The sequence below is a fragment of the Pseudomonas sp. Ps21-P2 genome (genome assembly GCF_039672565.1).
Taxonomy (GTDB): domain Bacteria; phylum Pseudomonadota; class Gammaproteobacteria; order Pseudomonadales; family Pseudomonadaceae; genus Aquipseudomonas.
This window is the reverse complement of record NZ_JBDFPL010000004.1, coordinates 235,410-260,185: the sequence shown is the minus strand read 5'-3', so window position 1 is coordinate 260,185 and position 24,776 is coordinate 235,410. Positions and strand designations below refer to the sequence as shown.

Annotated in this window: 22 protein-coding genes; 7 read left to right on the top strand and 15 right to left on the bottom strand. The window is 60.7% G+C overall.

The window, feature by feature from the left end:
• Positions 1–130: 130 nt before the first annotated feature.
• The 7 genes from dsbC to ffh form a co-directional block, all read right to left on the bottom strand.
• Complete coding sequence (dsbC, locus tag ABEH28_RS12265) at positions 131–871, bottom strand: bifunctional protein-disulfide isomerase/oxidoreductase DsbC (protein ID WP_192170775.1); 741 nt, start codon at positions 869–871, stop codon at positions 131–133.
• A 167-nt stretch (positions 872–1,038) separates the two neighbouring features.
• Positions 1,039–1,935 (bottom strand): site-specific tyrosine recombinase XerD, encoded by an 897-nt coding sequence (gene xerD / locus ABEH28_RS12260; RefSeq protein WP_108120893.1) that lies wholly within the window; start codon positions 1,933–1,935, stop codon positions 1,039–1,041.
• Between the two features lie 129 nt (positions 1,936–2,064).
• Positions 2,065–2,415 (bottom strand): 50S ribosomal protein L19, encoded by a 351-nt coding sequence (gene rplS, locus ABEH28_RS12255; protein WP_037012438.1) that lies wholly within the window; start codon positions 2,413–2,415, stop codon positions 2,065–2,067.
• 43 nt (positions 2,416–2,458) lie between these two features.
• On the bottom strand, positions 2,459–3,211 hold the full coding sequence (trmD, locus tag ABEH28_RS12250) for a tRNA (guanosine(37)-N1)-methyltransferase TrmD (protein ID WP_192170770.1): 753 nt from the start codon (positions 3,209–3,211) through the stop codon (positions 2,459–2,461).
• A gap of 3 nt (positions 3,212–3,214) precedes the next feature.
• Complete coding sequence (rimM, locus tag ABEH28_RS12245; RefSeq protein WP_037012440.1) at positions 3,215–3,751, bottom strand: ribosome maturation factor RimM; 537 nt, start codon at positions 3,749–3,751, stop codon at positions 3,215–3,217.
• A 5-nt stretch (positions 3,752–3,756) separates the two neighbouring features.
• Positions 3,757–4,008, bottom strand: coding sequence for a 30S ribosomal protein S16 (gene rpsP, locus ABEH28_RS12240; protein ID WP_037012442.1), 252 nt, complete (start codon positions 4,006–4,008; stop codon positions 3,757–3,759).
• Between the two features lie 246 nt (positions 4,009–4,254).
• Complete coding sequence (gene ffh / locus ABEH28_RS12235) at positions 4,255–5,634, bottom strand: signal recognition particle protein (RefSeq protein ID WP_122535068.1); 1,380 nt, start codon at positions 5,632–5,634, stop codon at positions 4,255–4,257.
• A 291-nt stretch (positions 5,635–5,925) separates the two neighbouring features.
• Here ffh and ccsA point away from each other — a divergent pair, with 291 nt between their 5' ends.
• From ccsA to ABEH28_RS12220, 3 genes are all read left to right on the top strand, one after another.
• Positions 5,926–6,738: a cytochrome c biogenesis protein CcsA gene (ccsA, locus tag ABEH28_RS12230; protein ID WP_192170768.1), complete on the top strand. Its 813-nt coding sequence runs from the start codon at positions 5,926–5,928 to the stop codon at positions 6,736–6,738.
• 12 nt (positions 6,739–6,750) lie between these two features.
• Positions 6,751–7,989, top strand: coding sequence for a transporter associated domain-containing protein (locus tag ABEH28_RS12225; RefSeq protein ID WP_346625569.1), 1,239 nt, complete (start codon positions 6,751–6,753; stop codon positions 7,987–7,989).
• 322 nt (positions 7,990–8,311) lie between these two features.
• Positions 8,312–9,628, top strand: coding sequence for an MFS transporter (locus ABEH28_RS12220; RefSeq protein ID WP_192171048.1), 1,317 nt, complete (start codon positions 8,312–8,314; stop codon positions 9,626–9,628).
• Positions 9,629–9,711: 83 nt separating this feature from the next.
• Here ABEH28_RS12220 and purT read toward each other — a convergent pair whose 3' ends face one another.
• The 4 genes from purT to ABEH28_RS12200 all read right to left on the bottom strand — a co-directional run bounded on the left by purT (position 9,712) and on the right by ABEH28_RS12200 (position 12,471).
• A complete protein-coding gene (gene purT / locus ABEH28_RS12215; protein ID WP_172610874.1) occupies positions 9,712–10,893 on the bottom strand; it encodes a formate-dependent phosphoribosylglycinamide formyltransferase in 1,182 nt (393 codons plus the stop codon).
• A 117-nt stretch (positions 10,894–11,010) separates the two neighbouring features.
• Positions 11,011–11,274 carry a DUF1289 domain-containing protein gene (locus ABEH28_RS12210; protein ID WP_346630046.1) on the bottom strand — a complete coding sequence of 88 codons (264 nt, stop codon included), beginning with the start codon at positions 11,272–11,274 and terminating at the stop codon, positions 11,011–11,013.
• The gene (locus ABEH28_RS12205; protein WP_192170765.1) at positions 11,274–11,798 is read right to left on the bottom strand and encodes a gamma carbonic anhydrase family protein; all 525 of its coding nucleotides are present in this window, start codon (positions 11,796–11,798) and stop codon (positions 11,274–11,276) included. Before ABEH28_RS12205 ends, ABEH28_RS12210 begins: the two co-directional genes overlap by 1 nt.
• Before the next feature lie 61 nt (positions 11,799–11,859).
• Complete coding sequence (locus ABEH28_RS12200) at positions 11,860–12,471, bottom strand: CoA pyrophosphatase (protein ID WP_192170764.1); 612 nt, start codon at positions 12,469–12,471, stop codon at positions 11,860–11,862.
• Between the two features lie 153 nt (positions 12,472–12,624).
• On the opposite strand from ABEH28_RS12200, the gene ABEH28_RS12195 reads away from it, so the two are divergent.
• Positions 12,625–13,176, top strand: coding sequence for an NUDIX hydrolase (locus ABEH28_RS12195; RefSeq protein WP_192170763.1), 552 nt, complete (start codon positions 12,625–12,627; stop codon positions 13,174–13,176).
• 50 nt (positions 13,177–13,226) lie between these two features.
• Complete coding sequence (locus tag ABEH28_RS12190) at positions 13,227–13,790, top strand: L,D-transpeptidase family protein (RefSeq protein WP_192170762.1); 564 nt, start codon at positions 13,227–13,229, stop codon at positions 13,788–13,790.
• Between the two features lie 55 nt (positions 13,791–13,845).
• Here the strand turns inward: ABEH28_RS12190 and ABEH28_RS12185 are convergent, their stop codons facing one another.
• Together ABEH28_RS12185 and purL are read right to left on the bottom strand one after the other, a co-directional pair.
• Positions 13,846–14,157, bottom strand: coding sequence for a YqfO family protein (locus ABEH28_RS12185; RefSeq protein WP_346630045.1), 312 nt, complete (start codon positions 14,155–14,157; stop codon positions 13,846–13,848).
• 6 nt (positions 14,158–14,163) lie between these two features.
• Entirely contained in the window at positions 14,164–18,063 is a 3,900-nt protein-coding gene (gene purL, locus ABEH28_RS12180) for a phosphoribosylformylglycinamidine synthase (RefSeq protein WP_346630044.1), read from the bottom strand.
• Between the two features lie 213 nt (positions 18,064–18,276).
• Here purL and mltF point away from each other — a divergent pair, with 213 nt between their 5' ends.
• A complete protein-coding gene (gene mltF / locus ABEH28_RS12175; protein ID WP_346630043.1) occupies positions 18,277–19,737 on the top strand; it encodes a membrane-bound lytic murein transglycosylase MltF in 1,461 nt (486 codons plus the stop codon).
• Positions 19,738–19,770: 33 nt separating this feature from the next.
• On the opposite strand, the gene tadA is transcribed toward mltF, so the two are convergent.
• Together tadA and ABEH28_RS12165 are read right to left on the bottom strand one after the other, a co-directional pair.
• Entirely contained in the window at positions 19,771–20,253 is a 483-nt protein-coding gene (gene tadA, locus ABEH28_RS12170) for a tRNA adenosine(34) deaminase TadA (protein ID WP_346630042.1), read from the bottom strand.
• Positions 20,253–21,626 (bottom strand): multicopper oxidase family protein, encoded by a 1,374-nt coding sequence (locus tag ABEH28_RS12165; RefSeq protein ID WP_282370272.1) that lies wholly within the window; start codon positions 21,624–21,626, stop codon positions 20,253–20,255. Before ABEH28_RS12165 ends, tadA begins: the two co-directional genes overlap by 1 nt.
• Before the next feature lie 171 nt (positions 21,627–21,797).
• Between ABEH28_RS12165 and ABEH28_RS12160 the strand changes: the two genes are divergently transcribed.
• Positions 21,798–24,728, top strand: coding sequence for a membrane-targeted effector domain-containing toxin (locus ABEH28_RS12160; RefSeq protein ID WP_346630041.1), 2,931 nt, complete (start codon positions 21,798–21,800; stop codon positions 24,726–24,728).
• The last annotated feature ends 48 nt before the right edge of the window (positions 24,729–24,776 follow it).

Here is a 24,776-nt window from a genome sequence, read left to right as displayed (position 1 = left end):
TGAACTCCCCATAAAACGGCCGACGCGAGGCCGGCCGTGGAATCAGCCGCATTCAGCACGGCTCGCTATTGATGAAGCGCTACGGACAGGCCGCTTCAATGTTTACCGCAGGAGGCTGCGATAAACGAAATTACTTGGCACTCAGTGCGAGTTTGGCCACTTGTGGCGCCGGCTGGTAGCCCGGAATCAGCTGACCGTCGGCCAACACGATGGCCGGTGTGCCGTTCACGCCGATGGACTGGCCGATTTCAAACTGCTTGGTGACCGGGTTGTCGCACTTGGGCGCCTGGATATTCTTGCCATCGACCATGCGGTCCATTGCACCGCGGCGGTCCTTGGAGCACCAGACGGCCTGAAGTTGTTCGTCACCCGGCGAGCCCAGACCCTGACGCGGGAACGCCACATAACGCACTTCGATGCCGCGCTTGTTCAGCTCCGGCACTTCGGCGTGCAGTTTGTGGCAGTACGGGCAGGTGGTGTCGGTGAACACCGTGATGTGGGATTTGGTCTCGCCCACGGCTGGGTAGACGACCATTTCAGCGGCAGGAATGCCATTAATGGTCTTGGAAATCGCCTGACGCTCGACCTTCTCGGTCAGGTTGACCGGCTTGCCGGCCTGCATCTGGTACAGGTTGCCCTGCATGACGAACTGACCGTCGGCGCTGGCGTACAGAACGCGACCGCCCTTTAGATTCACTTCGTAAAGGCCGTTCAACGGACTGCTGGAAATGCTCTCGACGGGAATCTCCAGATTCAGCGATTCCAGGGTCTTGCGAATGGCTTTGTCGGACGCCTCGTCGGCGTGGGCAAACAGGCTGAAAGAGCTGGCCAGCGCTACAACGGCAGCACCGAGAAAACGAGTGACGCGCATGAAAACTCCTCGAGCGGTGAGCAGACGGGCCAAGCTGAAAACGGGTGGCGGAAAAGCACCGGGAGATTTTCAGGGCCTTGATCTGCGAAACCGGCAAAGCCTATCACATAAGGCTCGCGAGGCCGACGCCCGCTGATGTACGACACATCGTAAATTACTGAAGTCCTCTATCCCCTAGGATGGTGCTTCGTATGCATTTCCTGCAACCGCGCGCGGGCGACATGGGTGTAGATTTGCGTCGTAGACAGGTCACTGTGGCCGAGGAGCATCTGCACCACGCGCAGGTCGGCGCCGTGGTTGAGCAGGTGGGTGGCGAAGGCGTGACGCAGAGTATGGGGCGACAGCGATTTGCCGATGCCGGCGACTTTGGCCTGGTGCTTGATGCGATGCCAGAAGGTCTGGCGGGTCATCTGTTCACCGCGCTGACTGGGAAACAGCACGTCGCTGGGCCGACCGTTGAGCAACTCATGGCGAGCGTCGCGCATGTAACGCTCGACCCAGACGATGGCCTCCTCCCCCATCGGCACCAGACGCTCCTTGCTGCCCTTGCCCATGATGCGCAACACGCCCTGGCGCAAGTTGACCTGCTCAAGCGTCAGGCTGATCAGCTCGGTCACGCGCAGGCCGCAGGCGTAGAGCACTTCCAGCATGGCCCGGTCGCGTTGACCAATGGCGTCGCTCAGGTCGGGCGCGGCGAGCAACGCTTCGACATCGGCTTCGGACAAGGATTTGGGAAGTGGCTTACCCAGCTGCGGCATGTCGACCTGCAACGTCGGGTCGACCGCAATCAGCTTTTCTCTGAGCAAGTAACGATAGAAGCCGCGCACGCCGGAAAGCAGACGCGCCGTGGAGCGAGGCTTGTAGCCGTTGTCGACCCGCCACCCCAGGTGGTCGAGAATCGCTTCGCGACTGACACTCATCAGGTCCACGCCTTTTTCCTGCAACCAGCCGTTGAACAGCGCGAGGTCGCTGCGATAGGCATCGCGCGTGTTGTCCGACAGCCCCTTCTCCAGCCACAGAGCGTCGAGAAAGCGGTCGATCATGGGATGGTCAATGGCGGGCATGGGTTCTGACTTGAGTGGTGAAAAGCGGGGAGCAGTCTTTCATACCTGCGCAGGCGGGACAAAACCAGATGCCAGAAAGCAAAAAAGCAGCCCGTAGGCTGCTTCTTCATTCGCATGGGAAGACTGGGATTAAACCAGTTTTTCCTTGATGCGAGCTGCTTTACCGGACAGGTCACGCAGGTAGTACAGCTTGGCCTTGCGAACGTCGCCGCGACGTTTCACAGCCATGCTGTCGATTTGCGGGCTGTAGGTCTGGAAAGTACGTTCAACGCCAACACCGTTGGAGATTTTACGAACAGTGAAAGCACTGTTCACACCACGGTTACGCTTGGCGATAACAACGCCTTCGAACGCCTGCAGACGAGCGCGGTCGCCTTCCTTCACTTTCACCTGAACGACAATGGTGTCGCCCGGGGCAAAGGGAGGGATCTCTTTGGTCATCTGCTCTGCTTCGAGTGCAAGGATGATTTTGTTAGTCATGCTGTGCTCCTAAGGTAAACCGGTCTGATTTACCATCGATACGTTAACTATCGTCCCGCTCGCGGAGGTATTCCGCCAGCAGCTTCTTCTCTTCTCCAGAAAGCGAGCGGCTTTCCAGAAGATCGGCGCGTCGTTCATAGGTCCGCCCAAGGGACTGCTGTAAACGCCAACGCCGGATGTGTGCGTGATTGCCACTAAGCAATACGTCGGGAACACGCTGATCCGCATACACCTCCGGGCGGGTGTAGTGCGGGCAATCCAGCAGACCATCCGTGAAGGAATCTTCCTCCGCGGAATCTACATGCCCTAAAGCTCCAGGCAGCAGTCGCGTAACCGCATCTATCAGGACCATGGCCGGCAGCTCACCGCCAGATAACACATAGTCGCCAATCGACCACTCTTCATCGACATGAGCTTCAATGAAACGCTCGTCGACGCCTTCATAACGACCGGCAATCAGGATAAGTGCTTCTTCCTGCGCCAGTTCGCGTACCGCAGACTGATCCAGCTTGCGGCCTTGTGGCGACAGGTAAATTACCTTCGCCGCATCCCCCGCCGCCTGCCTGGCCTGAACCAGAGCATCTTCGAGGGGCTTGATCTTCATCACCATGCCAGGGCCACCGCCAAACGGGCGATCGTCCACAGTGTGATGTCGATCAGTGGTGTAATCCCGCGGATTCCAACAGGTGAGCTGCAACAGCTCCTGTTTCACCGCACGGCTGGTAATGCCGTATTCGCTGATGGCGGAAAACATCTCGGGAAACAGCGTGATGACTTCTATGCGCAGGCTGGCCATTGCTTAGAAATCCGCGTCCCATTCCACCTTCATCTCGCCTGCAACCAGATCAACTGCCAACACGCATTGCTCCGTATAGGGCAAAAGGCGTTCGCGATCGTCCAGACTGCCTGCGCAGGGTTTGACCACCATTACATCGTTGGCGCCGGTTTCCAGAAGATGATCGACCTTCCCGAGCAATTGCCCAAGACCGTCAATGACCTTCAGACCTTCAAGCTGGTACCAGTAGTACTCGCCGTCGGTCAATTCAGGGAACAGGTTGCGTGGCACGCAGATCTCGTAACCGGCCAGAAGACGAGCTTCTTCACGATCATCAAGACCCTTGAGCTTAGCGACCAGGAACTTGTCGTTCCCGCGTCCACTGACCAGCTCGACCTGTTTCACATTGCCTTCGCGCTTGAGCGTCCAGGTTTTGTACTGCAACAGGTTTTCGGTTGGATCAGTAAAGGAATACACCTTCACTTCGCCGCGAACGCCGTGTACCGAGTAAATCTTGCCGATGACGATCAGATCGTCGGCGGAAGCTGGCGTCGCGTTCATATTGCTCAGGCCGCAGCCTTAGCAGATTCCTTCAACAGCGAAGCAACACGCTCAGAAGGTTGTGCACCAACGCTCAGCCAGTAGGCCAGACGCTCTTGGTTCACGGACAGACGGATTTCCTGACCACGGGCAACCGGGTTGAAGAAACCGATTTGTTCCTTGTGGGAACCGTCACGTGGGTTGCGGCTGTCGGTGACAGTCAGGTGGTAGAACGGGCGCTTTTTAGAGCCGCCAAGGGCAAGACGGATTGTTAGCATTGAACAATTTTCCTGTAGTCGGTGCTGCAAATCTAAGATGCACAGCGGGCATGGGTGCCCGAAAGGCCGCATATTCTAAGGAATATCCGGATTTTTGCAAATGACTTTTTCCGGCGTACGCCGTCGGGCCACCTAGATCTGCCATGGAGCCGTCAGGGATGACGGCAGTGAGTGCCTGCCTGAGCAGGCCACCGGGACGGTTGCCCCAATGAAGAACGCGCGGGAATAACGCCCGCGCGATGCAATTTACATTTTGGGCATACCGCCGCCGCCGGGCAGCATTCCGCCCATGCCGCGCATCATCTTGGCCATGCCGCCCTTGGTCGAAAACTTTTTCATCATCTTCTGCATCTGTTTGTGCTGCTTGATCAGACGACCGATGTCCTGCACCTGGGTGCCGGAACCCATGGCGATACGGCGTTTGCGTGAACCGCTGATCAACTCAGGGTCGCGACGCTCGGCCGGGGTCATCGAGTTGATGATGGCTTCCATCTGCTTGAACTGCTTCTCGGCGGCGCTTTGCGCGTTGCCCATCTGCGACAGATTAACGCCGCCGATGCTTGGCAGTTTGTCCATGAGCCCGCCCAGGCCGCCCATGTTCTTCATCTGTTGCAACTGATCGCGGAAGTCTTCGAGGTCGAAGCCCTTGCCCTTCTTCAGCTTCTTGGCCAGTTTGTCGGCCTTGTCCTTGTCGAGGGTCTGTTCGGCCTGCTCGATCAGACTGAGCACGTCGCCCATGCCCAGGATGCGCGATGCGATACGGTCGGGATGGAACGGCTCCAGCGCCTCGCTCTTCTCGCCCATACCGATGAACTTGATCGGCTTGCCGGTGATGGCGCGCACCGACAGCGCAGCACCGCCACGGGCGTCACCGTCGACCTTGGTCAGGATCACGCCGGTCAGCGGCAGCGCGTCACCGAAGGCCTTGGCGGTGTTGGCGGCATCCTGGCCGGTCATGGCGTCGACCACGAACAGCGTCTCGGCCGGCTTGACCGCCGCGTGCAGCGCCTGGATCTCGCCCATCATTTCCGCGTCGATGTGCAGACGACCGGCGGTGTCGAGGATCACGACATCGATGAACTTGAGCTTGGCTTCTTTAATAGCCGCTTCGGCGATGTCGACCGGCTTCTGGCTGATGTCGGACGGGAAGAACGTCACGCCGATGTCGTTGGCCAAGGTTTCCAGCTGCTTGATCGCGGCGGGACGGTAAACGTCCGCCGACACCAGCATCACGGTTTTCTTTTTGCGTTCTTTCAGGAATCGGGCGAGCTTGCCGGCAGTGGTGGTCTTGCCCGCACCTTGCAGACCGGCCATCAGAATGACCGCCGGCGGCGTGACGTTGAGGGTCAGCTCTTCGTTGGCCGCCCCCATCATCTCTTCCAGCTCGGCCTGGACGATCTTCACGAACGCCTGGCCCGGCGTCAGGCTGCGCGACACCTCGGTGCCGACGGCGCGCTCCTTGATGCGATTAACGAAGTCTTTGACAACCGGCAAGGCGACGTCGGCTTCAAGCAGCGCCATACGCACTTCACGCAGTGTGTCCTTGATGTTGTCCTCGGTCAGCTTGGCCTTGCCAGTGACCTGGCGCAGCGTCTGCGAGAGACGATCTGTCAGATTTTCAAACATGCGTGATCCTTTGGGTTCGTGCTGAACCCCGATTGATGCGGCCCGGCCCGTAGCGGCCTTTTCAGTCGGCTGCCGACATCGCGACGCCTGCGCTTTACAGGATGGCTATTAATAATAGCGACGCTATAAAGGCGGCTGAAACAGCGATCGGCGAGCCTGTGGCTTGAGCAGGCCGCGGATTATAGCGAAGACTCCGGCGCACGGACACCACGGCGTCTGCTTCTCTAGTCTTTCGTGGAATGCGCGTTATATGCCAAACTCACCCGCTTTCGGGCACGCCCAACAGGATCTATGTCCCCCTTGTCACCGAGTTTGCTCTTCAGCCTCGCCGCCGCCGTCTTCTACGCCGCTGCGACCGTCTACCAGGGTATGCGCCTGCGTCAGGGCCAAAAGGCCGACAAATGGCTGCTGTGCCTGATCGGCACCCTTGCCGTTGCCTGCCAGGCCAGTGCCCTGTTCGGCCAACTGGTGCGCCCTATCGGCCTGGGTCTGGACTTTTTCAGTGCCGCCAGCCTGATCGCTGTCTCCGTGATCATCGTGACCATGCTCGCGTGCATTCGTCTCCCGGTGGAAATCCTGCTGATCCTCCTGTTCCCGCTGGGGCTGCTGACGACCCTGATGGCGCAGTTTGCGCCCTCCGGCACTCTGCAGCCGATCATTGAAGAACACGGCATCATCAGCCATATCCTGCTCTCGATCCTCGCTTACGGGATGTTTACCATTGCGGTGTTCCAGTCGCTGCTCCTGTTGTTGCAGGATCATCAGCTGAAAAACAAACACCCCCTTGGCCTGATCAAAAGCTTCCCGCCGCTGCAAACCATGGAGAGCCTGCTCTTCGGCTTCCTCTGGGCCGGCTGGGTCTTGCTGTCGATGTCGCTGATTTCCGGCTGGCTGTTCGTCGAAAACCTGTTTGCCCAGCATCTGGTGCACAAAACCCTGCTGTCGATCCTGGCGTGGATCGTCTTCAGTGTGCTGCTGTGGGGACGCCATCATCTGGGCTGGCGCGGCCACAAGGCGATCCGCTGGACCCTGGGCGGGTTCCTGCTCCTGATGCTCGCCTATTTCGGCAGCAAGCTCGTTCGTGAATACATCCTGCACATCTGACGGGCGTTGATCATGGATAATCTGCCGGTCGGCACAATGCTCACGCTGCTTGCCCTGCTCACCCTCTGGTCCGGGCTATTCAGTGCGGTCGAGGCTGCGCACCACAATCTCAGGGCAATGCCGGTCAACCCCCGCTCCAACGAACCACCGAAGCCAGTTCTGGCGTTCAACCTCAACAGCCTCATCCTCGGCAACACGCTGCTCAAGGCGCTGATTACCGTCCTCGCCACGTTACTTGCCATCGGCCACTGGTATTTCCACGGTCCGCTGATTGCCTGGCTGGGCGTCGCCAGCGTGCTGGTGGTGGTGACCGAATTCATTCCGCGAAAGCTGGCGGCGCGTCGCCCCGAATCCATTCTGCTGCTGGGCAACAACGTGCTGCGCATCCCGGTTCGCCTGTTGCAGCCGCTGACCTGGATCTACAAGAACATCGCCAAAACGCTGTTGCGCCCTTTTCTGTCGAAGCGTCGGCCAGACAGCGTCGATGACGATGACGACGCGCACCCGACGGTCTATCAGGACAACGAAAGCCAGTATGGCCGCGCCCACGTGATCTCCGGGATCTACGCGCTGGACCGCATGACCGTGAACGACATCCTGGTGCCGCGCAGCGAAGTCGACGGCATCAACCTCGACGACACCATCGAAGAGATCATCGACAAGCTGATCATCTCCCGGCACACCCGTCTGCCGGTCTACCACAACGACATCAATCAGGTGGAAGGCGTGCTCAACACGCGGATGATCAGCCACCTGCTGCCGCGCAACGAACTGACCAAAGAGGCACTGCAAGCCGCCTGCTACGAGCCGTACTTTGTGCCGGAAAGCACGCCACTGCAGATGCAACTGCTCAACTTCCATAAGCAGCAGCGGCGCATGGGCGTGGTCGTCGATGAATACGGCGAGGTGCTGGGCATCGTCAGCCTCGAAGACATTCTCGAAGAGATCGTCGGTGAATTCGAAAGCGAGCAAGCCCTCGATAACCCGCACATACAGCCGCAGCCTGACGGGCGTCTGGTGATTGATGGGGCGGCTTCGATTCGCGATTTGAATAAAAGCCTCGCCTGGCATCTGCCCTCCGATGGCCCCAAAACACTCAACGGGCTGATCACCGAAGCGCTGGAGACGATCCCCAACAGCGCGGTCTGCCTGAAGATCGGGCCCTACCGCCTGGAAATCCTCGAGACCGAGGACAACCGGGTGAGCCGGGTGCTGATGTGGCTGAACACCCGCACCAAAGACGTGATCTGAAGACGTGATATAAACAGGCAGGCGGCGCCCTGAAACACTTGTTTCCGCGCCAATCCCCTTCCTATAATCGATCCGCTTACCCAGCCCCGCCGATCCGCGTGCTACCCGCACAACGCGCGATCCGGCCAGTCACACAGCCTGACCGCTCACGCGACACCCTGGCCTTCGCTCCCATCCCGAGCACGCCACGCGCCTTTGCCCGCATCCGGGCTAATCTGTTCAGCGCTGGACCCAAAACAACAATTACGATTGCCGCAGCGCGCGCACGAAATTTCGTCTCCCGCTGACAGGCGATACGACTGCCAGGGATATCCGCATGACCATGACTTCTGCCTGTCCAACCCGCGACGAGAGCGAAACCCGCCCCGCTAACTCCGCGGCCCGCGTCGCCACCGCCAGCTTCATCGGCACCGCGATCGAATTCTACGATTTCTACGTGTACGCCACAGCCGCCGCGCTGGTGATCGGCCCGGTGTTCTTTCCGCAAACTTCCAGCACCGCACAGATGCTGTCGGCGTTTCTAACGTTCGGGATCGCCTTTCTCGCACGTCCGCTGGGCTCGGCGCTGTTCGGCCACTTCGGTGACCGTGTCGGCCGCAAATCGACGTTGGTCGCCTCCCTGTTGCTCATGGGCGTCTGCACCACGCTGATCGGCGTGTTGCCGGGTTACGACGCCATCGGCTCATGGGCGCCGATTCTGCTCTGCGTGCTGCGCTTCGGCCAAGGCCTCGGACTGGGCGGCGAATGGGGCGGCGCGGCGCTGCTGGCCACCGAGAATGCGCCCAAGGGCAAACGTGCGTGGTTCGGCATGTTTCCGCAGTTGGGTCCTTCCATCGGTTTCCTTGCAGCAAACGGGCTGTTTCTGACGCTGGCGATGACGCTGGACGACGAGCAATTCCGCTCCTGGGGCTGGCGCGTGCCGTTTCTGCTCAGCGCCGTGCTGGTCATCATCGGGCTGTACGTGCGGCTGAAGCTTGAGGAAACGCCTGTTTTCGCCAAGGCCATCGCCCGCCATGAGCGTGTGAAACTGCCAATTGCCGAACTGTTCGGTCAGTACTGGAAGCCGATGCTGCTGGGGGCAGCGTCAATGGTGGTGTGCTACGCGCTGTTCTACATTTCCACCGTCTTCTCGCTAAGCTACGGGGTGAAAACCTTGGGTTACAGCCGCGAGTCGTTTCTGGCGATGCTGTGTTTTGCGGTGCTGTTCATGGCCCTGGCGACGCCGCTTTCGGCATTGGCGAGTGATCGATTTGGTCGCAAGCCGGTGCTGGTGATCGGCGGCGTGCTGGCGATCCTGTCGGGCTTTCTGATGGAGCCCTTGCTGACCCACGGCACGACTTGGGCGGTGACGCTGTTTCTGTCGATCGAGCTGTTTCTCATGGGCGTCACCTTCGCGCCGATGGGGGCGATGTTGCCGGAGCTGTTTCCTACGCGGGTGCGTTATACCGGCGCGTCGGCGGCCTACAACATCGGTGGCATTGTCGGTGCCTCGGTCGCGCCGTTCTTCGCACAGAAGCTGGTGGAAATGGGCGGCCTGAGCTGGGTCGGCGGGTATGTCTCGGCGGCGGCATTGATCAGCGTGATCGCCGTGCTGTGCCTGAAAGAAACCCGGCACGCAGACCTGGATACGATTGCCTGATCACACCGGATCTCTTTTTTAGCGACGCAACAGCCAAACAAAAACGGCGCCCCTGAGGGCGCCGTTTCTATTCAGCGTAAAGCTTACAACTGGACCTTCACCGCCATCGAAGCGCGAGTGGCCTTGCGACGGGCCGCTTCGATCGACTCGTCACGGGCCAGAGCCACGCCCATGCGGCGCTGACCATTGACCTCGGGCTTGCCGAACAGGCGCAGCGCGGTGTCCGGTTCGCTCAGGGCTTGTTCCAGGTTGGCGAACGCCGTCTGGGTCGATTGACCTTCGACCAGAATCACCGCCGACGCCGATGGCCCGAACTGGCGAATCAGCGGGATCGGCAGACCGAGAATGGCCCGGGCGTGCAGCGCGAACTGCGACAGGTCCTGGGAAATCAGCGTGACCAGACCGGTGTCGTGGGGACGCGGCGAGACTTCGCTGAACCACACCTGATCGCCTTTGATGAACAGCTCGACGCCAAACAGGCCACGGCCACCCAGCGCTTCGGTTACCGCTTTGGCGACGCGCTCGGACTCGGCCAATGCGACCGGGCTCATGGCTTGGGGCTGCCACGATTCCTGATAGTCGCCCTTCTCCTGACGATGCCCGACCGGCGCGCAGAAGGTGGTGCCGCCGACGTGACGCACGGTCAGCAAAGTGATTTCGTAATCGAAATCAATGAAGCCTTCGATGATCACCCGGCCTTTGCCGGCACGACCGCCTTCTTGGGCGTAGTCCCAGGCCTTCTGGATGTCAGCGTCGGTTTTCAGCAGGCTCTGGCCTTTGCCCGACGAACTCATCACCGGCTTGACCACGCACGGGAAGCCCAGGTCTTCGACGGCTTTTTTGTAGTCTTCGAAGGTGTCGGCGAAGTGATACGGCGAGGTCGGCAGGTCCAGCTCTTCAGCGGCCAGACGACGAATACCTTCGCGGTTCATGGTCAGCTGCGCAGCGCGGGCCGTCGGAATGACCGTGAAGCCTTCGGACTCCAGCTCCACCAGGGTCGCGGTGGCGATGGCTTCGATTTCCGGGACGATGTAATGGGGCTTCTCGGATTCGATGACCGCACGCAAGGCGGCGCCGTCGAGCATATTGATCACGTGGCTGCGGTGCGCGACCTGCATCGCCGGAGCGTTGGCGTAACGGTCGACGGCGATCACTTCAACGCCCAGGCGTTGCAGCTCGATCACCACTTCCTTGCCAAGCTCGCCGCAACCGCAGAGCAAAACGCGGGTCGCGGTCGGCGACAGTGGAGTTCCGATTTGAGTCATCTCAGGTCCTCGTGGAGCAGGTCGAGGGTTGCTCGCCGTGTGCAAGCAACCGCAGGTAGAAAGGCGCGCAATTTACCATGAAGGCCGGGGAATGGGATGCAGCGGCGCAGGGTTGATTCAACGTCGAGGGCTGTTGCCACTCACCTGAAACATCATCCCGCTCGCCCTCGCCCGCTCATCGCAGGCGAGCAACACGGCACGGCGCGCCTGGTTGTCCATTCGGCTCCAGCCGGTGATCTCGGCCACGGTTCGCTGGCAACCGGTGCAGATGTCGGCGTCGTCCAGTGCGCAAATGCTCACACAGGGCGAGCGGACCGGCTTTTCACGGATCGGCTGTTCATCGACGGGTGCTGCATGGATGGGGGGTTCGGCGCTGGACATCAATCTTCCTGCGGGGCCAGGTCACGCGCGTAGCGCTGGGCGTTGTGGACGTAGTGGGCGGCGCTGGCGTCGAGCATCTGCTTCTGTGCGTCAGTCAGCTCGCGGACAATCTTGCCCGGCGAGCCCATGACCAGTGAACCGTCAGGAATGACTTTGCCTTCGCCGATCAGTGAATTCGCGCCGATGATGCAGTGTTTGCCGATCTTCGCGCCGTTGAGGATGACCGAGTTAATGCCGATGAGCGTGCTGTCACCCACGCTGCAACCATGCAGCATCGCGTTGTGGCCGATGGTCACGTTGCGGCCGATGGTCAGCGGCGAGCCCATGTCGGTGTGCATGACGGTGCCGTCCTGCACGTTGCTGTTCTCGCCGATGTCGATCAGCTCGTTGTCGCCGCGCAGCACGGCGCCAAACCAGACGCTGGCGTTGGCCTGCAAGCGCACATTACCGATGACAGTGGCTGTCGGCGCGATCCAACTGCTGGCGTGCGCGTCGACGCGGGCATCGCCCAGCCGGTACTTCATGGTCTGCTCCTCATGGCTCGGTTCTCATGGCTCGGTTCTCATCGCTCGGCGCGGCCGTGGCTCAGGATTTCAGCGTGTGGATGATTGATCGTTTGGGCGGTTCGTTGAGGTCGATGCCGCTGTCGAACAACAGGTTCATCAGCTCGACGATCATGATCGCGGTCAGGCCCCAGATCTTGTACTCGCCGAAGCGGTAACTCGGCACGTACCAGCTGCGCCCTTGATAGTCGATGCGGTGGGTGTGTTCGCGCGCATCCTGGCGGAAGAAATCCAGCGGCACGCTGAAGACCGCCGCGATCTCGCCATCATTAGGGGTGTATTCAACGAAGTCGGGAATAACGCCGACGTAGGGCGTCACTTTGATGCCGTGCTTGGAGATCAACGGACTCAGCGGGCCGATCACCTCCACGAGACCCGGTGGCAAACCGATTTCCTCTTGGGCTTCGCGCAGCGCCGTGAAGATCAGGTCAGGGTCTTCCGGATCACGCCGTCCGCCCGGAAAGGCCACTTCGCCGCCGTGGGTCGAAAGGCCGCTGGCGCGCAGGGTCAGCACCAGTTCGGGCTCTGCGCTGCGAGTGATGGGCAGAAGCACGGCGGCTTCGGGAAAGCGCGCGTCCGTTTCCAGCATCACCGGCGTGTGGCTGCTCATACGGTGAAGTAGCTCATCCAGCATGGGAATTCTCGATCGGTTGCCTGCCCGGCATCATGCACCAAAGCGAAGATGCGCCCAAGTCTTGTAGGACAACCCGCCCGCGCAAGACGCCTCTTGCCGTCCACCCGCGCTACAGCTCAAGATAGCCGCTGCCAACAGGAACCCGATTCGATCATGAAATTCTGCAGCAACTGCGGCGAACAGGTCATCCAGCGTATCCCCGAGGGCGACAGCCGCCCGCGTTACGTGTGTGAACATTGCGACACCATTCACTACCAGAACCCCAACATCGTGGCCGGCGTCGTGCCGGTGTGGGGCGAGAAAGTGTTGCTGTGCCGTCGCGCCATCGAACCACGACTGGGTTACTGGACGTTACCCGCCGGTTTCATGGAAAACGGCGAAAGTGTCGAGCAGGCCGCGCGCCGCGAGACACTTGAAGAAGCCTGCGCGGAGGTCGAGGACCTGCAGCTGTATTCAATGATCGATGTGCCGCACATCAACCAGGTGCACATCTTCTACCGCTCGAACCTGGTCAGACCGGAGTTCGCGGCCGGCATCGAAAGCCTGGAAGTGAAGTTGTTCGACGAAGCCGATATCCCGTGGTCGGAGCTGGCTTTCCAGACCGTCAGACGTACCCTAGAATGCTTTTTCCGCGACCGGCGGCAGCAGGATTTCCAGGTGCACACCGATTGCCTGTCCGTCACACCTCCTCATAAAACCACTTGATCAAGACGACGGCGCGCGATTGCCGCGCAGGCTTCAGGGATACCCTTTTCATGCGTTGGTTGCTTGCCGTTTTATGCCTGTCGGTTGTGCCGATGTCCCAGGCTGCGTTCACTCAGACCATCGTGCCCAAAGGCAGCGAACAGAAGTTCGTCGGCGGTAAGGTTGTCGACACCCAGAACATCGCGGACCGGACCATCGATAAGGTGCTGGTGCTCAAATCCGCGCATCAGCTGCAGCTGATCAGCCGTGGCGAGGCGCTGAAGACCTATCGAATCTCACTGGGCAAAGCGCCCATCGGACCGAAACTGCAAGAGGGAGACCAGCGCACACCGGAAGGTTTCTACTGGCTCGACTGGCGCAAGACCAGCGACGCCTACAACCTGTCGATGCACATTTCCTACCCCAACATTTCCGATGCCGCACGCGCCCGTCGCGAAGGCGTGAAGCCCGGCAGTATGATCATGATCCACGGTACGCCGATCAATGACGATTACCCGGAGTGGTATTTCCACACGCTCGACTGGACGAACGGCTGCATCGCGATGCGCAACAGCGATATTCGTGAGGTGTGGGATCTGGTGAAAGACGGCACGATGATCGAGATCAGGCCGTAAGTATCTGCGGGGGTCATGCAGAAAGCCTCGATCCAAAGCAAGGCTGCGGGGAAAGCTAGATATCTTCCAGTTTCCACACGTCATAAGCCGGTACTTCGTAAGGATGATTGGCCTTCAACGCAGCAACCGCCTGCCCGATCAGCTCATCTGACACGACAAGCTCGACCTTCCATTCCTGAACCTGCTCGACCTCGCCGGCGTGCCCGATGAACGGCTGACTGCCGTCCAGCGGGCGAAACTGGCCTTGCCCGAGCACCTGCCATGAGCAGCAGTCATACGCGCCGATTCGCCCCGCACCGGCGGCGAACAACGCGCTTTTGACCTGCTCCACATGGCTCGGTGGCACAAAGAAGGCCAGCTTGTACATCAGCGGTCAGTTAACCCAGACGCGCGCGTTACGGAACATGCGCATCCACGCGCCATCTTCAGCCCACTCATCCGGACGCCACGAGTTGGTCACGGCGCGGAACACACGCTCAGGGTGCGGCATCATGATGGTGACGCGACCGTCAAGCGTGGTCAGACCCGCGATACCACGGGGCGAGCCATTCGGGTTGGCTGGATAGGTTTCAGTGACCTTGCCGTGATTGTCGACGAAACGCACGGCAACGGTGCCGGACAGATCGGTTTCAATCAGCGCTTCAGGGGTCTTGAACTCGGCGTGACCCTCACCGTGCGCGATGGCGATCGGCATGTGCGAGCCGGCCATGCCTTGCAGGAAGATCGACGCCGACTTCTGGATTTCGACCATCGCCACGCGCGCTTCGAACTGCTCCGAGCGGTTGCGCACGAAGTGCGGCCAGAACTCGCTGCCCGGGATCAGTTCGCTGAGGTTGGACATCATCTGGCAACCGTTGCAGACACCCAGCGCGAAGCTGTCGCTGCGGGCGAAGAAGCCCTGGAACGCATCCCGTGCACGGCTGTTGAACAGCGCGGACTTGGCCCAGCCTTCGCCGGCACCCAGTACGTCGCCGTAGGAGAAACCACCGCACGCCACCAGACCTTTGAAGTCATTGAGGTCGACGCGACCGGCGAGGATGTCGCTCATGTGCACGTCGACCGAGGCGAAACCGGCGCGGTCGAAGGCAGCCGCCATTTCAACCTGACCGTTAACGCCCTGCTCACGCAGCACTGCCACTTGTGGGCGAACGCCCTTCTTGATGTAAGGCGCAGCGATGTCGTCGTTGACGTCATAGCCCAGCTTGACGTTCAGGCCCGGGTTGTCTTCTTCCAGCAGCGCATCGAATTCCTGATCGGCGCAATCGGCGTTATCACGCAGGCGCTGGATCTGATAGCTGGTTTCGCTCCACTGACGCTGCAGCAGGCGGCGATCACCTTTGAACACGGTGTCGCCGCTCAGGCTGATGATCACGTCGCTGTTGTTAATCGGCTTGCCGATCACGGCGACGCAATCTTCGCCCAGGCCGGCAGCGCTGAACTGTGCAAGCACGAGCGGCGTGGCGTCCTGGCGAACCTGGATCACTGCACCCAACTCTTCGTTGAACAGAATGGCCGCGACTTTTTCGCGCTTGCCGGTCAGCGTGTCGAGTTCGAGGTTCAGGCCACAATGGCCTGCGAACGCCATTTCCAGCACGGTCGCCATCAAGCCACCGTCGGAACGGTCGTGATAGGCCAGCAGGTGGCCGTCGGCGTTGAGGCCCTGAATGACGGCGAAGAAAGCTTTGAGGTCTTCGGCGTCATCGACGTCCGGCGCGACGCTGCCGAGCTTGCCGTGGGTCTGGGCGAGAATCGACGCGCCCATGCGGTTCTGGCCACGGCCGAGGTCGATCAGGATCAGATCGGTCAGGCCCTTGTCCATGCGCAGTTGCGGGGTCAGGGTCTTGCGGATGTCGGTGACCGGTGCGAAACCCGTAACGATCAGCGACAGCGGCGAGGTCACGGTTTTCTCGGTGCCTTCGTCGCTCCAGCGGGTCTTCATGGACATCGAGTCCTTGCCCACCGGAATGGTAATGCCCAGCTCGGGGCACAGCTCCATGCCGACCGCTTTCACGGTGTCGTACAGACGCGCGTCTTCGCCCGGGTGGCCGGCAGCGGACATCCAGTTGGCGGACAGCTTGATGTCGGAGATCTTGCCGATGCTCGACGCCGCGATGTTGGTCAGGGTCTCGCCAATCGCCATGCGACCGGACGCCGGAGCATCCAGCAAGGCCAGCGGGGTGCGCTCGCCCATCGCCATGGCTTCGCCGGTGTACACGTCAAAGCTGGTTGCGGTGACGGCGACGTCCGCCACGGGCACTTGCCACGGGCCGACCATCTGGTCGCGATTGACCATACCGGTGATGCTGCGGTCGCCAATGGTAATAAGGAAGCTCTTGCTCGCCACGGCCGGATGATGCAACACGCGCTGCACGCTTTCTTCGATGTCGAGGGCGCTTGGGTCGAAGTCGTCGCCCAGCTCGGTTTCACGCTCGGCCGAACGGTGCATGCGCGGGGCCTTGCCCAGCAGCACTTCCAGCGGCATGTCGACAGGGTTGTTGCCGAAGTGGCTGTCGGTGACGGTCAGTTGCGGCTCTTCAGTCGCCTCGCCTACCACCGCAAACGGGCAACGCTCACGTTCACAGATGGCTTTGAAGCGTTCGAAATCAGGGGCGCTGACCGCCAGAACATAACGTTCCTGGGACTCGTTGCTCCAGATTTCCAGCGGCGCCATGCCTGGCTCGTCGTTCGGCACGTTGCGCAGCTCGAAGCGGCCGCCGCGGCCGCCGTCGTTGACCAGTTCCGGGAAGGCGTTGGACAGACCGCCCGCGCCGACGTCATGGATGAACGCGATCGGGTTGGCCTCACCCAGCTGCCAGCAGCGGTCGATGACCTCCTGACAACGGCGTTCCATTTCCGGGTTTTCACGCTGTACCGAGGCGAAGTCCAGGTCAGCCGAGCTGGTGCCGGTAGCCATGGAGGAAGCTGCGCCGCCACCCAGACCGATCAGCATCGCCGGGCCGCCGAGCACGATCAGCTTGGCGCCAACGGTGATTTCGGCTTTCTGCACGTGCCCTTCGCGAATGTTGCCCATGCCGCCTGCGAGCATGATTGGCTTGTGGTAGCCGCGAACTTCATCGCCGTGTGGCGTGCTGATCGACTGCTCGAAGGTACGGAAATAACCGGTCAGGGCCGGACGACCGAACTCATTGTTGAACGCCGCGCCACCCAGCGGGCCTTCGATCATGATGTCCAGCGGCGTCACGATGCGCTCGGGCTTGCCGTACGGCTTTTCCCAAGGCTGCTCGAAACCCGGAATGTTCAGGTTGGACACAGTGAAACCGGTCAGGCCGGCTTTCGGCTTGGCACCACGGCCGGTTGCGCCCTCGTCGCGGATCTCGCCGCCGGAGCCAGTGGCTGCGCCCGGAAACGGAGCAATCGCCGTCGGGTGGTTGTGGGTTTCGACCTTCATCAGAAGGTGCACCGGCTCCTGAACCGCACCGTACTCGCGGCTTTCAGGATTCGGGAAAAAGCGGCCGGCAACGCTGCCGACGATCACCGAAGCGTTGTCCTTGTAAGCGGACAGCACGCCTTCGTTGTGCATCTGATAGGTGTTCTTGATCATGCCGAACAGGCTTTTTTCCTGGCTCTGGCCGTCGATGTCCCAACTGGCGTTGAAGATCTTGTGACGGCAGTGCTCGGAGTTCGCCTGCGCGAACATCATCAGTTCGATGTCGTGGGGGTTGCGCTTGAGGCCGGTGAACGCGTTCACCAGATAATCGATTTCGTCTTCGGCGAGGGCCAGGCCCAGTTCGACGTTGGCTTTTTCCAGCGCCGCACGGCCGCCACCCAGTACGTCGATGGCGATCAGCGGCTTGGGCTCGGCGTGGCTGAACAGGCTGGCGGCCTCTTCAAGCGCGCCCAGTACGATCTGGGTCATGCGGTCGTGCAGCGCGTCGGCGATCAGCTGTGCGTCGGCGTCGCTGAACTGGCCTTCTACATAAAAGGCAATACCGCGCTCAAGACGCTGGATCTTGGTCAGGCTGCAATTGCGCGCGATATCGGTGGCCTTGCTCGACCATGGCGAAATGGTGCCGAAACGCGGGAGGACCAGGAACAGGCGGCCCGCAGGCTCCTGCACCGGTACGCTCGGACCGTATTTCAGCAGGCGGGCAAGCACTTGCTGCTCGTCTTCGGTCAGGACGCCATTGACCTCAGCGAAGTGGGCGAATTCAGCGTACAGGCCACTGACAGCCGGAACTTTATCGTTCAGCTGCGCAAGTAATTTCTTGTGGCGGAAGGCGGAAAGGGCGGGAGCACCACGCAGGATCAACATCGTCGGGACAGCCTCGGGAAGGGGGTGTGCTTTGAGGCCGTGCATTCTAGCCTAATCACTCACCGTCGGCACCCGAAACCACGGCATGGGATGCACCCGAATGTCGGCTCCGGGCGCTTGCCTGCGTCGGAAGGTAAAAAATCCTCTGCTCTATCAGACGCGACCCGCGCTGTCGAGATATGGCGGTATGGCTGCTTTGCGTATACTGCACCGATGTTTTCCCAATCAGATTTCCGCCCACGCTGTGCCAAGTGGCTCATCGCAACCGGAATCTTCCTGCTGCTCGGCGCGTGTGTGGAGAAACCCAACACGCTGGAACGAGTCAAGGAGGATGGCGTTTTGCGCGTCGTCACCCGCAACAGCCCGGCGACCTATTTTCAGGACCGCAACGGTGAAACCGGTTTCGAGTACGAACTGGTGAAGCGCTTCGCCGACGATCTGGGCGTTGAACTGAAAATCGAAGCCGCCGACAACCTCGACGACCTGTTCGATCAGATGGGCAAACCCGGCGGGCCGGTGCTGGCGGCAGCGGGTCTGGTCAGCAGCGAAAACCGCGCGAAGCAGGTACGTTTTTCCCACTCCTATCTTGAAGTCACCCCTCAGGTCGTTTACCGCAACGGTCAGTCGCGCCCCACCGATCCGGCCGATCTGGTCGGCAAGCGCATCCTCGTGCTTAAAGGCAGCAGCCACGCCGAGCAACTGGCAGCGCTGAAGGTCAAGTACCCCGGCATCAACTACGAAGAGTCCGATCAGGTCGAAGTCGTCGACCTGTTGCGTATGGTGGACGAGGGCCAGATCGACCTGACCCTGGTGGACTCCAACGAATTGGCGATGAATCAGGTGTATTTCCCCAACGTTCGCGTGGGCTTCGACCTCGGCGATGGCCGCGATCAGCGTTGGGCAGTGGCGTTAGGCGATGACAACAGCCTGCTCAATGAGATCAACGCCTATCTCGACAAAATGCAGAAAAACGGCATGCTGCAGCGGCTCAAAGACCGCTATTACGGGCATGTCGACGTGCTCGGTTACGTTGGCGCCTACACCTTCGCCCAGCACTTGCAGGAACGCCTGCCCAAGTACGAAAAGCACTTCCAGACCGCCGCCAAGGCTGAACAGGTCGACTGGCGTTTGCTGGCGGCAATCGGTTATCAGGAATCCTTGTGGCAGCCGGGCGTGACGTCGAAGACCGGCGTGCGCGGCTTGATGATGCTGACCCAGAGCACGGCCCAGGCCATGGGCGTGTCCAATCGGCTCGACGCCAAACAGAGTATTCAGGGCGGCGCCAAGTATTTTGCCTACGTCAAAGAACAGCTCGACGACTCGATTCAGGAGCCCGATCGCACCTGGCTGGCGCTGGCGTCCTACAACATTGGCACTGGCCATCTGGACGACGCGCGCAAGCTGGCGGAAAGCGAAGGCCTGAACCCGAACAAGTGGCTGGACGTAAAGAAGATGCTGCCGCGTCTGTCGCAGAAGAAGTGGTACAGCAAAACCCGCTACGGCTATGCGAGGGGCGGTGAACCGGTCAGTTTCGTCGCCAACATCCGCCGTTATTACGACATCCTGACGTGGGTGACGCAGCCGCAGATGGAAGGCGGCCAGGTCGCGGAAGGCTCGCTGCATGTGCCCGGGGTAGACAAGACCAAGCCGTCGGAAGAGAAAGCGCCGCTTTAGTCAGCGCCAGAATCCGCTCGCCGTCGCGCTGAACTACCCCTTCGCCCGCCTCATCCTGAAAAACTCACTCAGCATCGTCCCGCACTCCTCCCCCAGCACCCCGCCTTCAAACAGCACGCGATGATTCAGGAAAGGCTGCGTAAAGAACTGGCCCTGACTCTGCACCACCCCCGCTTTCGGCTCAGTCGCGCCATACACCACGCGGGTGATGCGCGAGTGGACGATCAAACCGGCGCACATGCTGCAGGGTTCCAAGGTCACGTACAGCGTGCTGCCCGGCAGGCGGTAATTGCTGAGTGACTGCGCCGCTGCGCGAATGGCGACCATCTCGGCGTGGGCGCTGGGGTCGCTGCCGCTGATGGGGCAGTTGAAACCGCGGCCGACGATTTCACCGTCCTGCACCACCACCGCGCCGACCGGCACCTCGCCCAGCAACGCACCCTCCGCTGCCAGCGCCAGGGCTTCACGCATGAAGTGCTGATCGCGGCTGCGATCAATGATAGGCGGCTGACGCATCAGGAGACCTCGATAGCGGCCATGAGACCGGTTTCCATGTGATCGATCACATGGCAGTGAAACATCCACACGCCGGGATTATCCGCCACCAAAGCGACGCGCGCGCGCTCATTGCGCCCCAGCAGGTAGGTGTCGGTGAAGTACGGAATCACGTCCTTGCGATTGGAGGCGATGACTTTGAAGCTCATGCCGTGCAAGTGAATGGGATGCTGATACTGCGTCATGTTCTTCAGCTCGAAGATGTAACTCTTGCCTCGTTCTAGCCTGGCGATCGGCCGGTCGGCGCAGGTCTTGTCGGTGATGTCCCAGGCCTGGCCATTGATCTGCCACAAGCTGGGCGGTTTGCCGTTGTCGACATTCACCGACACTGAACCGACCCACTCGAAATTGAAATTGAGCTTCTCGGCGTTGGCCAGATCAGGCTCGGCGACCGGATTCGCCGGCAGCTCAGGCGGCCATTTGCCCGGCGCATCGTTGTTGGCGACCGAGCGAAAGGTGCCCAGCCGTACGGGGCCGTTGCGCAGGGAGATCTCTTCACCGGCGGCAGGCGCCTTGATCGCCAGACAGATGCGCATGCCCGGCCCCAGCCAGTAATCCTTGCCCAGCGCGCGCGGTTTGACCGGGTTGCCGTCCAGGGCGTAGATCATCGCCTCCGCGCCCGGCAGGTTCAGGCGATAGGTCACCGTGTTGTCCAGGTTGAGAATGCGCACCCGAGTGATTTGCCCGGCAGGCAGCTCGACGACGCCTTGTGGCACGCCATTAATCGTGGACAATCGCCCCGCCGTGCCCTCGCGTGCGGCCTCGCGAATGACGCTGAAGTCGGTGAAAGCGCCCTCCTCGTCCACGTGCCAGCTCTTCAGGCTGACCACGCGTTCGTGGGCAAACCCGGTCGGCTCGCGCTCCTCGACGATCAGCGGCCCGACCAGCCCGCGACCGAGCTCCTCGCTGCTGCTGACGTGGGGGTGATACCAATAGCTGCCAGCGTCCGGCACACGGAATTTATAGTCGAAATACTCGCCCGGCTTGACCGGCAATTGCGAGACGTAAGGCACGCCGTCCATCTCCAGCGGCAGCCGAATGCCGTGCCAATGAATGGTGGTTTCAACGGGCAGGTGATTGATGAACCGCACCCGTAGCCATTCGCCCTGCCTGACGCGCAGTTCAGTGCCCGGCGCCGAACCGCCGAATGCCCAGGCGGGCGTCTGGTGTCCCGCAACCAGCTCGACGTCCAGCGGCGCGGCGATCAGCTCGTAATCGTGCCCTTCGCCCGGCCCGCGCTTGCCCAGCCAATACCTTGAGGCACCGCCCGCGCCAAGCCCGACCACGGCAAGACCGGCCAGACCTCCGAGTATCTGTCGACGGGTAAAAGACATGTACGAAAAAACCTCAAACGACGGGTCGCATCCTTGAACGATGCGAGGGGCGGACACGATACACCTGCACTTACAGAAATTTAAGGAGACCGCGTACGCAATACATATTTAGTGCCAAATGAATCGGCAATCCCGCCAAGCTTGTCTTCCCGTTCATCAAGGAAGACGAATATGACCACCGCAGTTAATCACCTGTCCTCTGCAACCCTGGACCAGGATCGAACCGCCCTCATCAGAATAAGTGAGCGTCTGGTCGAGGCCTGCCCGGACATGCGTGAAATGGCCCGCAGCATCGCCCGGGAAATCCTCCTGCGTCAGACCGGTCACGACGCCGAACCCGACACGGTTTACTGGCACCGCTTCCACACGGCGGTTAGCAGTCCGCGATCATTCAATGGCTGGCAGCACCGCGACGCGCCCTATCAGTCGATGACCCTCCCGCAGCTGGTCATGCACCGTTTCAATCCCCACGACCAGGACAACGCTGACACCCTGCAGATGCTTAGCGGGTTCTACACCGCAGACGCCGATGCGGAAGCCTTCGATGAGCGAAACGAGGTCAGGATGTTGCCCGCCCAGGTCATGGGTGAGTTTTGGTCAGTGGATTTCAAATCCCGCCATCACGAGAAGCTGAAGGCGTTCTGGCGCGACTTCGCCGATCACTTCCGCACCATGGCCAAGGCCAACTTTATCGCCAGCGCCCTTGAAGACCATCAAGCGGGATGGCTCACCGAAGAGGACCTGCGAAGCGTCCTACGCGCGGCGAACGTAGAACCGCCCGAGTCACCAAGCCTGGAAACCCTTCAAGCCAGCGCTCCGGCCAGCGCCGAAGCGAGCGTCTGGACCTTCGACGTGATCGGCTACGAGGCCAGCGATATCCTGCGCATCGTGACCGCCGGCGGCCGACAGATTCTCTACACCCCCGGCGAAGTGCAGGCGTTTCATGCTTTTGCGACGCCGGAAGAACTGCACTGGTGGCTGCTGTCGCAAAACAACCGCCCGGAGCGACGCGCGCGTTTCATGGGTCACTTCCCGCTGTCAGCCCACGGCGAGGCTGACGACAACATCGGGTTGTTTCACGGCCTGGACGTGCTTTACACCACATGGGGCGCAGCGAATCCCGGCGTGATCAATCAACACAGCCAGCACGTGTCGGGCGACCCGTTCACTCATCTGCGCGACTCAATCCGCACGCGGTTGTTGGCCGATGCAGACCTGGCGCTGCACTCCAACGGCGACCTGCGCAAACAGATGTGGATTGGTTATCTGCGGTCGTTCTCTCAGCTTTCCGGTGCGCTGGCAGCGATTGACTGGCCGATTGCGCTGGCAGCCGTCGGCGCGGGCATCGCCGACATGGGCCTGAATATCGATCAGGCCCTGAACGGCGCAAGCACGGCGCAACGCAAGGCGGGGGTTATCGGCGCTGTGACGGCCAGCATCGACGTCCTGTTCAACAGCACCTTTCTTGTCGGCGGGGAAGCGATATCGGAAGGCGAGTTGCTGCGGCCTGAACTTGAGGGTGAGCCAGTACACGAAGTCGATGAGCCTATTGATGGATTCGTTGACACGCCGGGCTTCGAACCAGAATCCGTTTACCCCTTTGAACGCAACGATGGGCTGGCCTCCTTCGAGACCAACATGCTGCTGGACGCCTTCGAACCCATACGCGAAGGCCGTATGAAAGGCATCTACCTGACTGATCAGGGCGAGACGTTTATCGAGGTCGATGGCTTCGCCTACGCCGTTCGCTACATCAACGAGCTCAAATCCTGGGCCATCATTGATCCGGAAAATCCCTTCTCGTTTTACCGAAACTTGCCTGTGCGACTTAACAGCGCCGGCACGTGGGAGCCTGTCACACCCCTGGGCCTGTCAGGCGGCGGGAAGGTGCTCGGCAGGATGTTGCCCGGTCGTGGTGTCGGCGTTTCTCCGCAGACGACCACCCCTCCCAGCCCATACGAAATCCCCGACGCGCTGAAACCGGAGGTCATGGATGGCGCGCAGTATGGCGGTCGCTTTGTCGACGATCGCTATCGCAGTCCCGATTTCGACAAGCCCGACCCGTACGACGAGTTCAAGCGCATGCGTCGCAATCTGCGAGACGACGCCAACGCATTCTTCAACACGCTAGAACAGCCAAAGCGTCCAGAGATTCCCGAACTGCCTGCCAACGCGCCGCTCAAAAGCGTTCTCAAGAGCCTATTCAAACGCTCGTCGGGCCTGGTCATCGGCGAGAGTCATGCCGGGATCGGCAGCAAGCAATTTCTCATTGAACAGATGCCGTTACTCGCCAAGCTCAAGGTGAAAACCCTCTACATGGAGCACATGCTCACCGACTTCCATCAGGCTGATCTGGATGCTTTTTCGAGAACCGGCACTTTGTCGTCTCAGCTCGAGGAGTACATCAAGACGCTGGACAAAGGCCATCGAACTGACCCAACCGGAAAGTACACCTTCATGGCCGTGCTCAAATCCGCGCAAGAAAACCGCGTGCGCATCCGGGCAATCGACTGCATGGCGAGCTACCGCGTCGACGGCATGGAAGGTGCGGAGCAAACGCTGCGGCAGAAGGTGATGAACTACTATGCCAAGGGTGTGATCGACGCAGACCGAGGGGCGAGAAGCGACGGCAACTGGGTGGCACTTGTGGGTAACTCCCACGCCAATACGTACCAGGGTGTTGCCGGTGTCGCAGAACTGGAAGGGGCTGTAGGGCTGCGCATTGAGGACGTTCGTGTGGCAGAGTCAGCGGGAATGACGTCAGACCCCGGCATAGAAACGACCGACACGGTGGGCCGTCGTGCGGGACGAGTGCAGAGTGATCTACGGCTGCAGGTTCTGGTCGCCACGCCCCAGACCGATCTCAACCTGGAGAACAAACTGCTTCGAGCGGGCATGTTCACCCTCGATGACAGTGACGGTCAGTTGAGCCTCGTTCACCGCAGCAATGAAGGCTTGGCGGTTCGTACCGAGATCAAGCGGGAGGGCAAGCGCGTCTTTATCGACCGGCCGAAGTGGCAGCGAGTGAGCGGCCGTCGGTTTGAGACGTTGGGGGATTTGACGTCGGCGCTGGAGCTGATGGGGATGACGTTGGTGCGGTGAGGCTTTGAAGCTTTGAATGCAAAAAAGCCGGGGGATGCGTTGATGCCC

What these genes read in the sequence shown, in the direction of transcription:
- xerD (WP_108120893.1), bottom strand. Translation starts at nt 1,935, where the DNA reads ATGCCCGCCATTGACCATCCCATGATCGACCGCTTTCTCGACGCTCTG.
- ABEH28_RS12195 (WP_192170763.1), top strand. Translation starts at nt 12,625, where the DNA reads ATGAAATTCTGCAGCAACTGCGGCGAACAGGTCATCCAGCGTATCCCC.
- trmD (WP_192170770.1), bottom strand. Translation starts at nt 3,211, where the DNA reads ATGGCCAGCCTGCGCATAGAAGTCATCACGCTGTTTCCCGAGATGTTT.
- ABEH28_RS12225 (WP_346625569.1), top strand. Translation starts at nt 6,751, where the DNA reads ATGGATAATCTGCCGGTCGGCACAATGCTCACGCTGCTTGCCCTGCTC.
- ABEH28_RS12185 (WP_346630045.1), bottom strand. Translation starts at nt 14,157, where the DNA reads ATGTACAAGCTGGCCTTCTTTGTGCCACCGAGCCATGTGGAGCAGGTC.
- ABEH28_RS12190 (WP_192170762.1), top strand. Translation starts at nt 13,227, where the DNA reads ATGCGTTGGTTGCTTGCCGTTTTATGCCTGTCGGTTGTGCCGATGTCC.
- purT (WP_172610874.1), bottom strand. Translation starts at nt 10,893, where the DNA reads ATGACTCAAATCGGAACTCCACTGTCGCCGACCGCGACCCGCGTTTTG.
- ABEH28_RS12210 (WP_346630046.1), bottom strand. Translation starts at nt 11,274, where the DNA reads ATGTCCAGCGCCGAACCCCCCATCCATGCAGCACCCGTCGATGAACAG.
- ABEH28_RS12205 (WP_192170765.1), bottom strand. Translation starts at nt 11,798, where the DNA reads ATGAAGTACCGGCTGGGCGATGCCCGCGTCGACGCGCACGCCAGCAGT.
- ccsA (WP_192170768.1), top strand. Translation starts at nt 5,926, where the DNA reads ATGTCCCCCTTGTCACCGAGTTTGCTCTTCAGCCTCGCCGCCGCCGTC.
- ABEH28_RS12200 (WP_192170764.1), bottom strand. Translation starts at nt 12,471, where the DNA reads ATGCTGGATGAGCTACTTCACCGTATGAGCAGCCACACGCCGGTGATG.
- rpsP (WP_037012442.1), bottom strand. Translation starts at nt 4,008, where the DNA reads ATGCTAACAATCCGTCTTGCCCTTGGCGGCTCTAAAAAGCGCCCGTTC.
- tadA (WP_346630042.1), bottom strand. Translation starts at nt 20,253, where the DNA reads ATGCGTCAGCCGCCTATCATTGATCGCAGCCGCGATCAGCACTTCATG.
- dsbC (WP_192170775.1), bottom strand. Translation starts at nt 871, where the DNA reads ATGCGCGTCACTCGTTTTCTCGGTGCTGCCGTTGTAGCGCTGGCCAGC.
- purL (WP_346630044.1), bottom strand. Translation starts at nt 18,063, where the DNA reads ATGTTGATCCTGCGTGGTGCTCCCGCCCTTTCCGCCTTCCGCCACAAG.
- rimM (WP_037012440.1), bottom strand. Translation starts at nt 3,751, where the DNA reads ATGAACGCGACGCCAGCTTCCGCCGACGATCTGATCGTCATCGGCAAG.
- ABEH28_RS12220 (WP_192171048.1), top strand. Translation starts at nt 8,312, where the DNA reads ATGACTTCTGCCTGTCCAACCCGCGACGAGAGCGAAACCCGCCCCGCT.
- ABEH28_RS12160 (WP_346630041.1), top strand. Translation starts at nt 21,798, where the DNA reads ATGACCACCGCAGTTAATCACCTGTCCTCTGCAACCCTGGACCAGGAT.
- mltF (WP_346630043.1), top strand. Translation starts at nt 18,277, where the DNA reads ATGTTTTCCCAATCAGATTTCCGCCCACGCTGTGCCAAGTGGCTCATC.
- ABEH28_RS12165 (WP_282370272.1), bottom strand. Translation starts at nt 21,626, where the DNA reads ATGTCTTTTACCCGTCGACAGATACTCGGAGGTCTGGCCGGTCTTGCC.
- ffh (WP_122535068.1), bottom strand. Translation starts at nt 5,634, where the DNA reads ATGTTTGAAAATCTGACAGATCGTCTCTCGCAGACGCTGCGCCAGGTC.
- rplS (WP_037012438.1), bottom strand. Translation starts at nt 2,415, where the DNA reads ATGACTAACAAAATCATCCTTGCACTCGAAGCAGAGCAGATGACCAAA.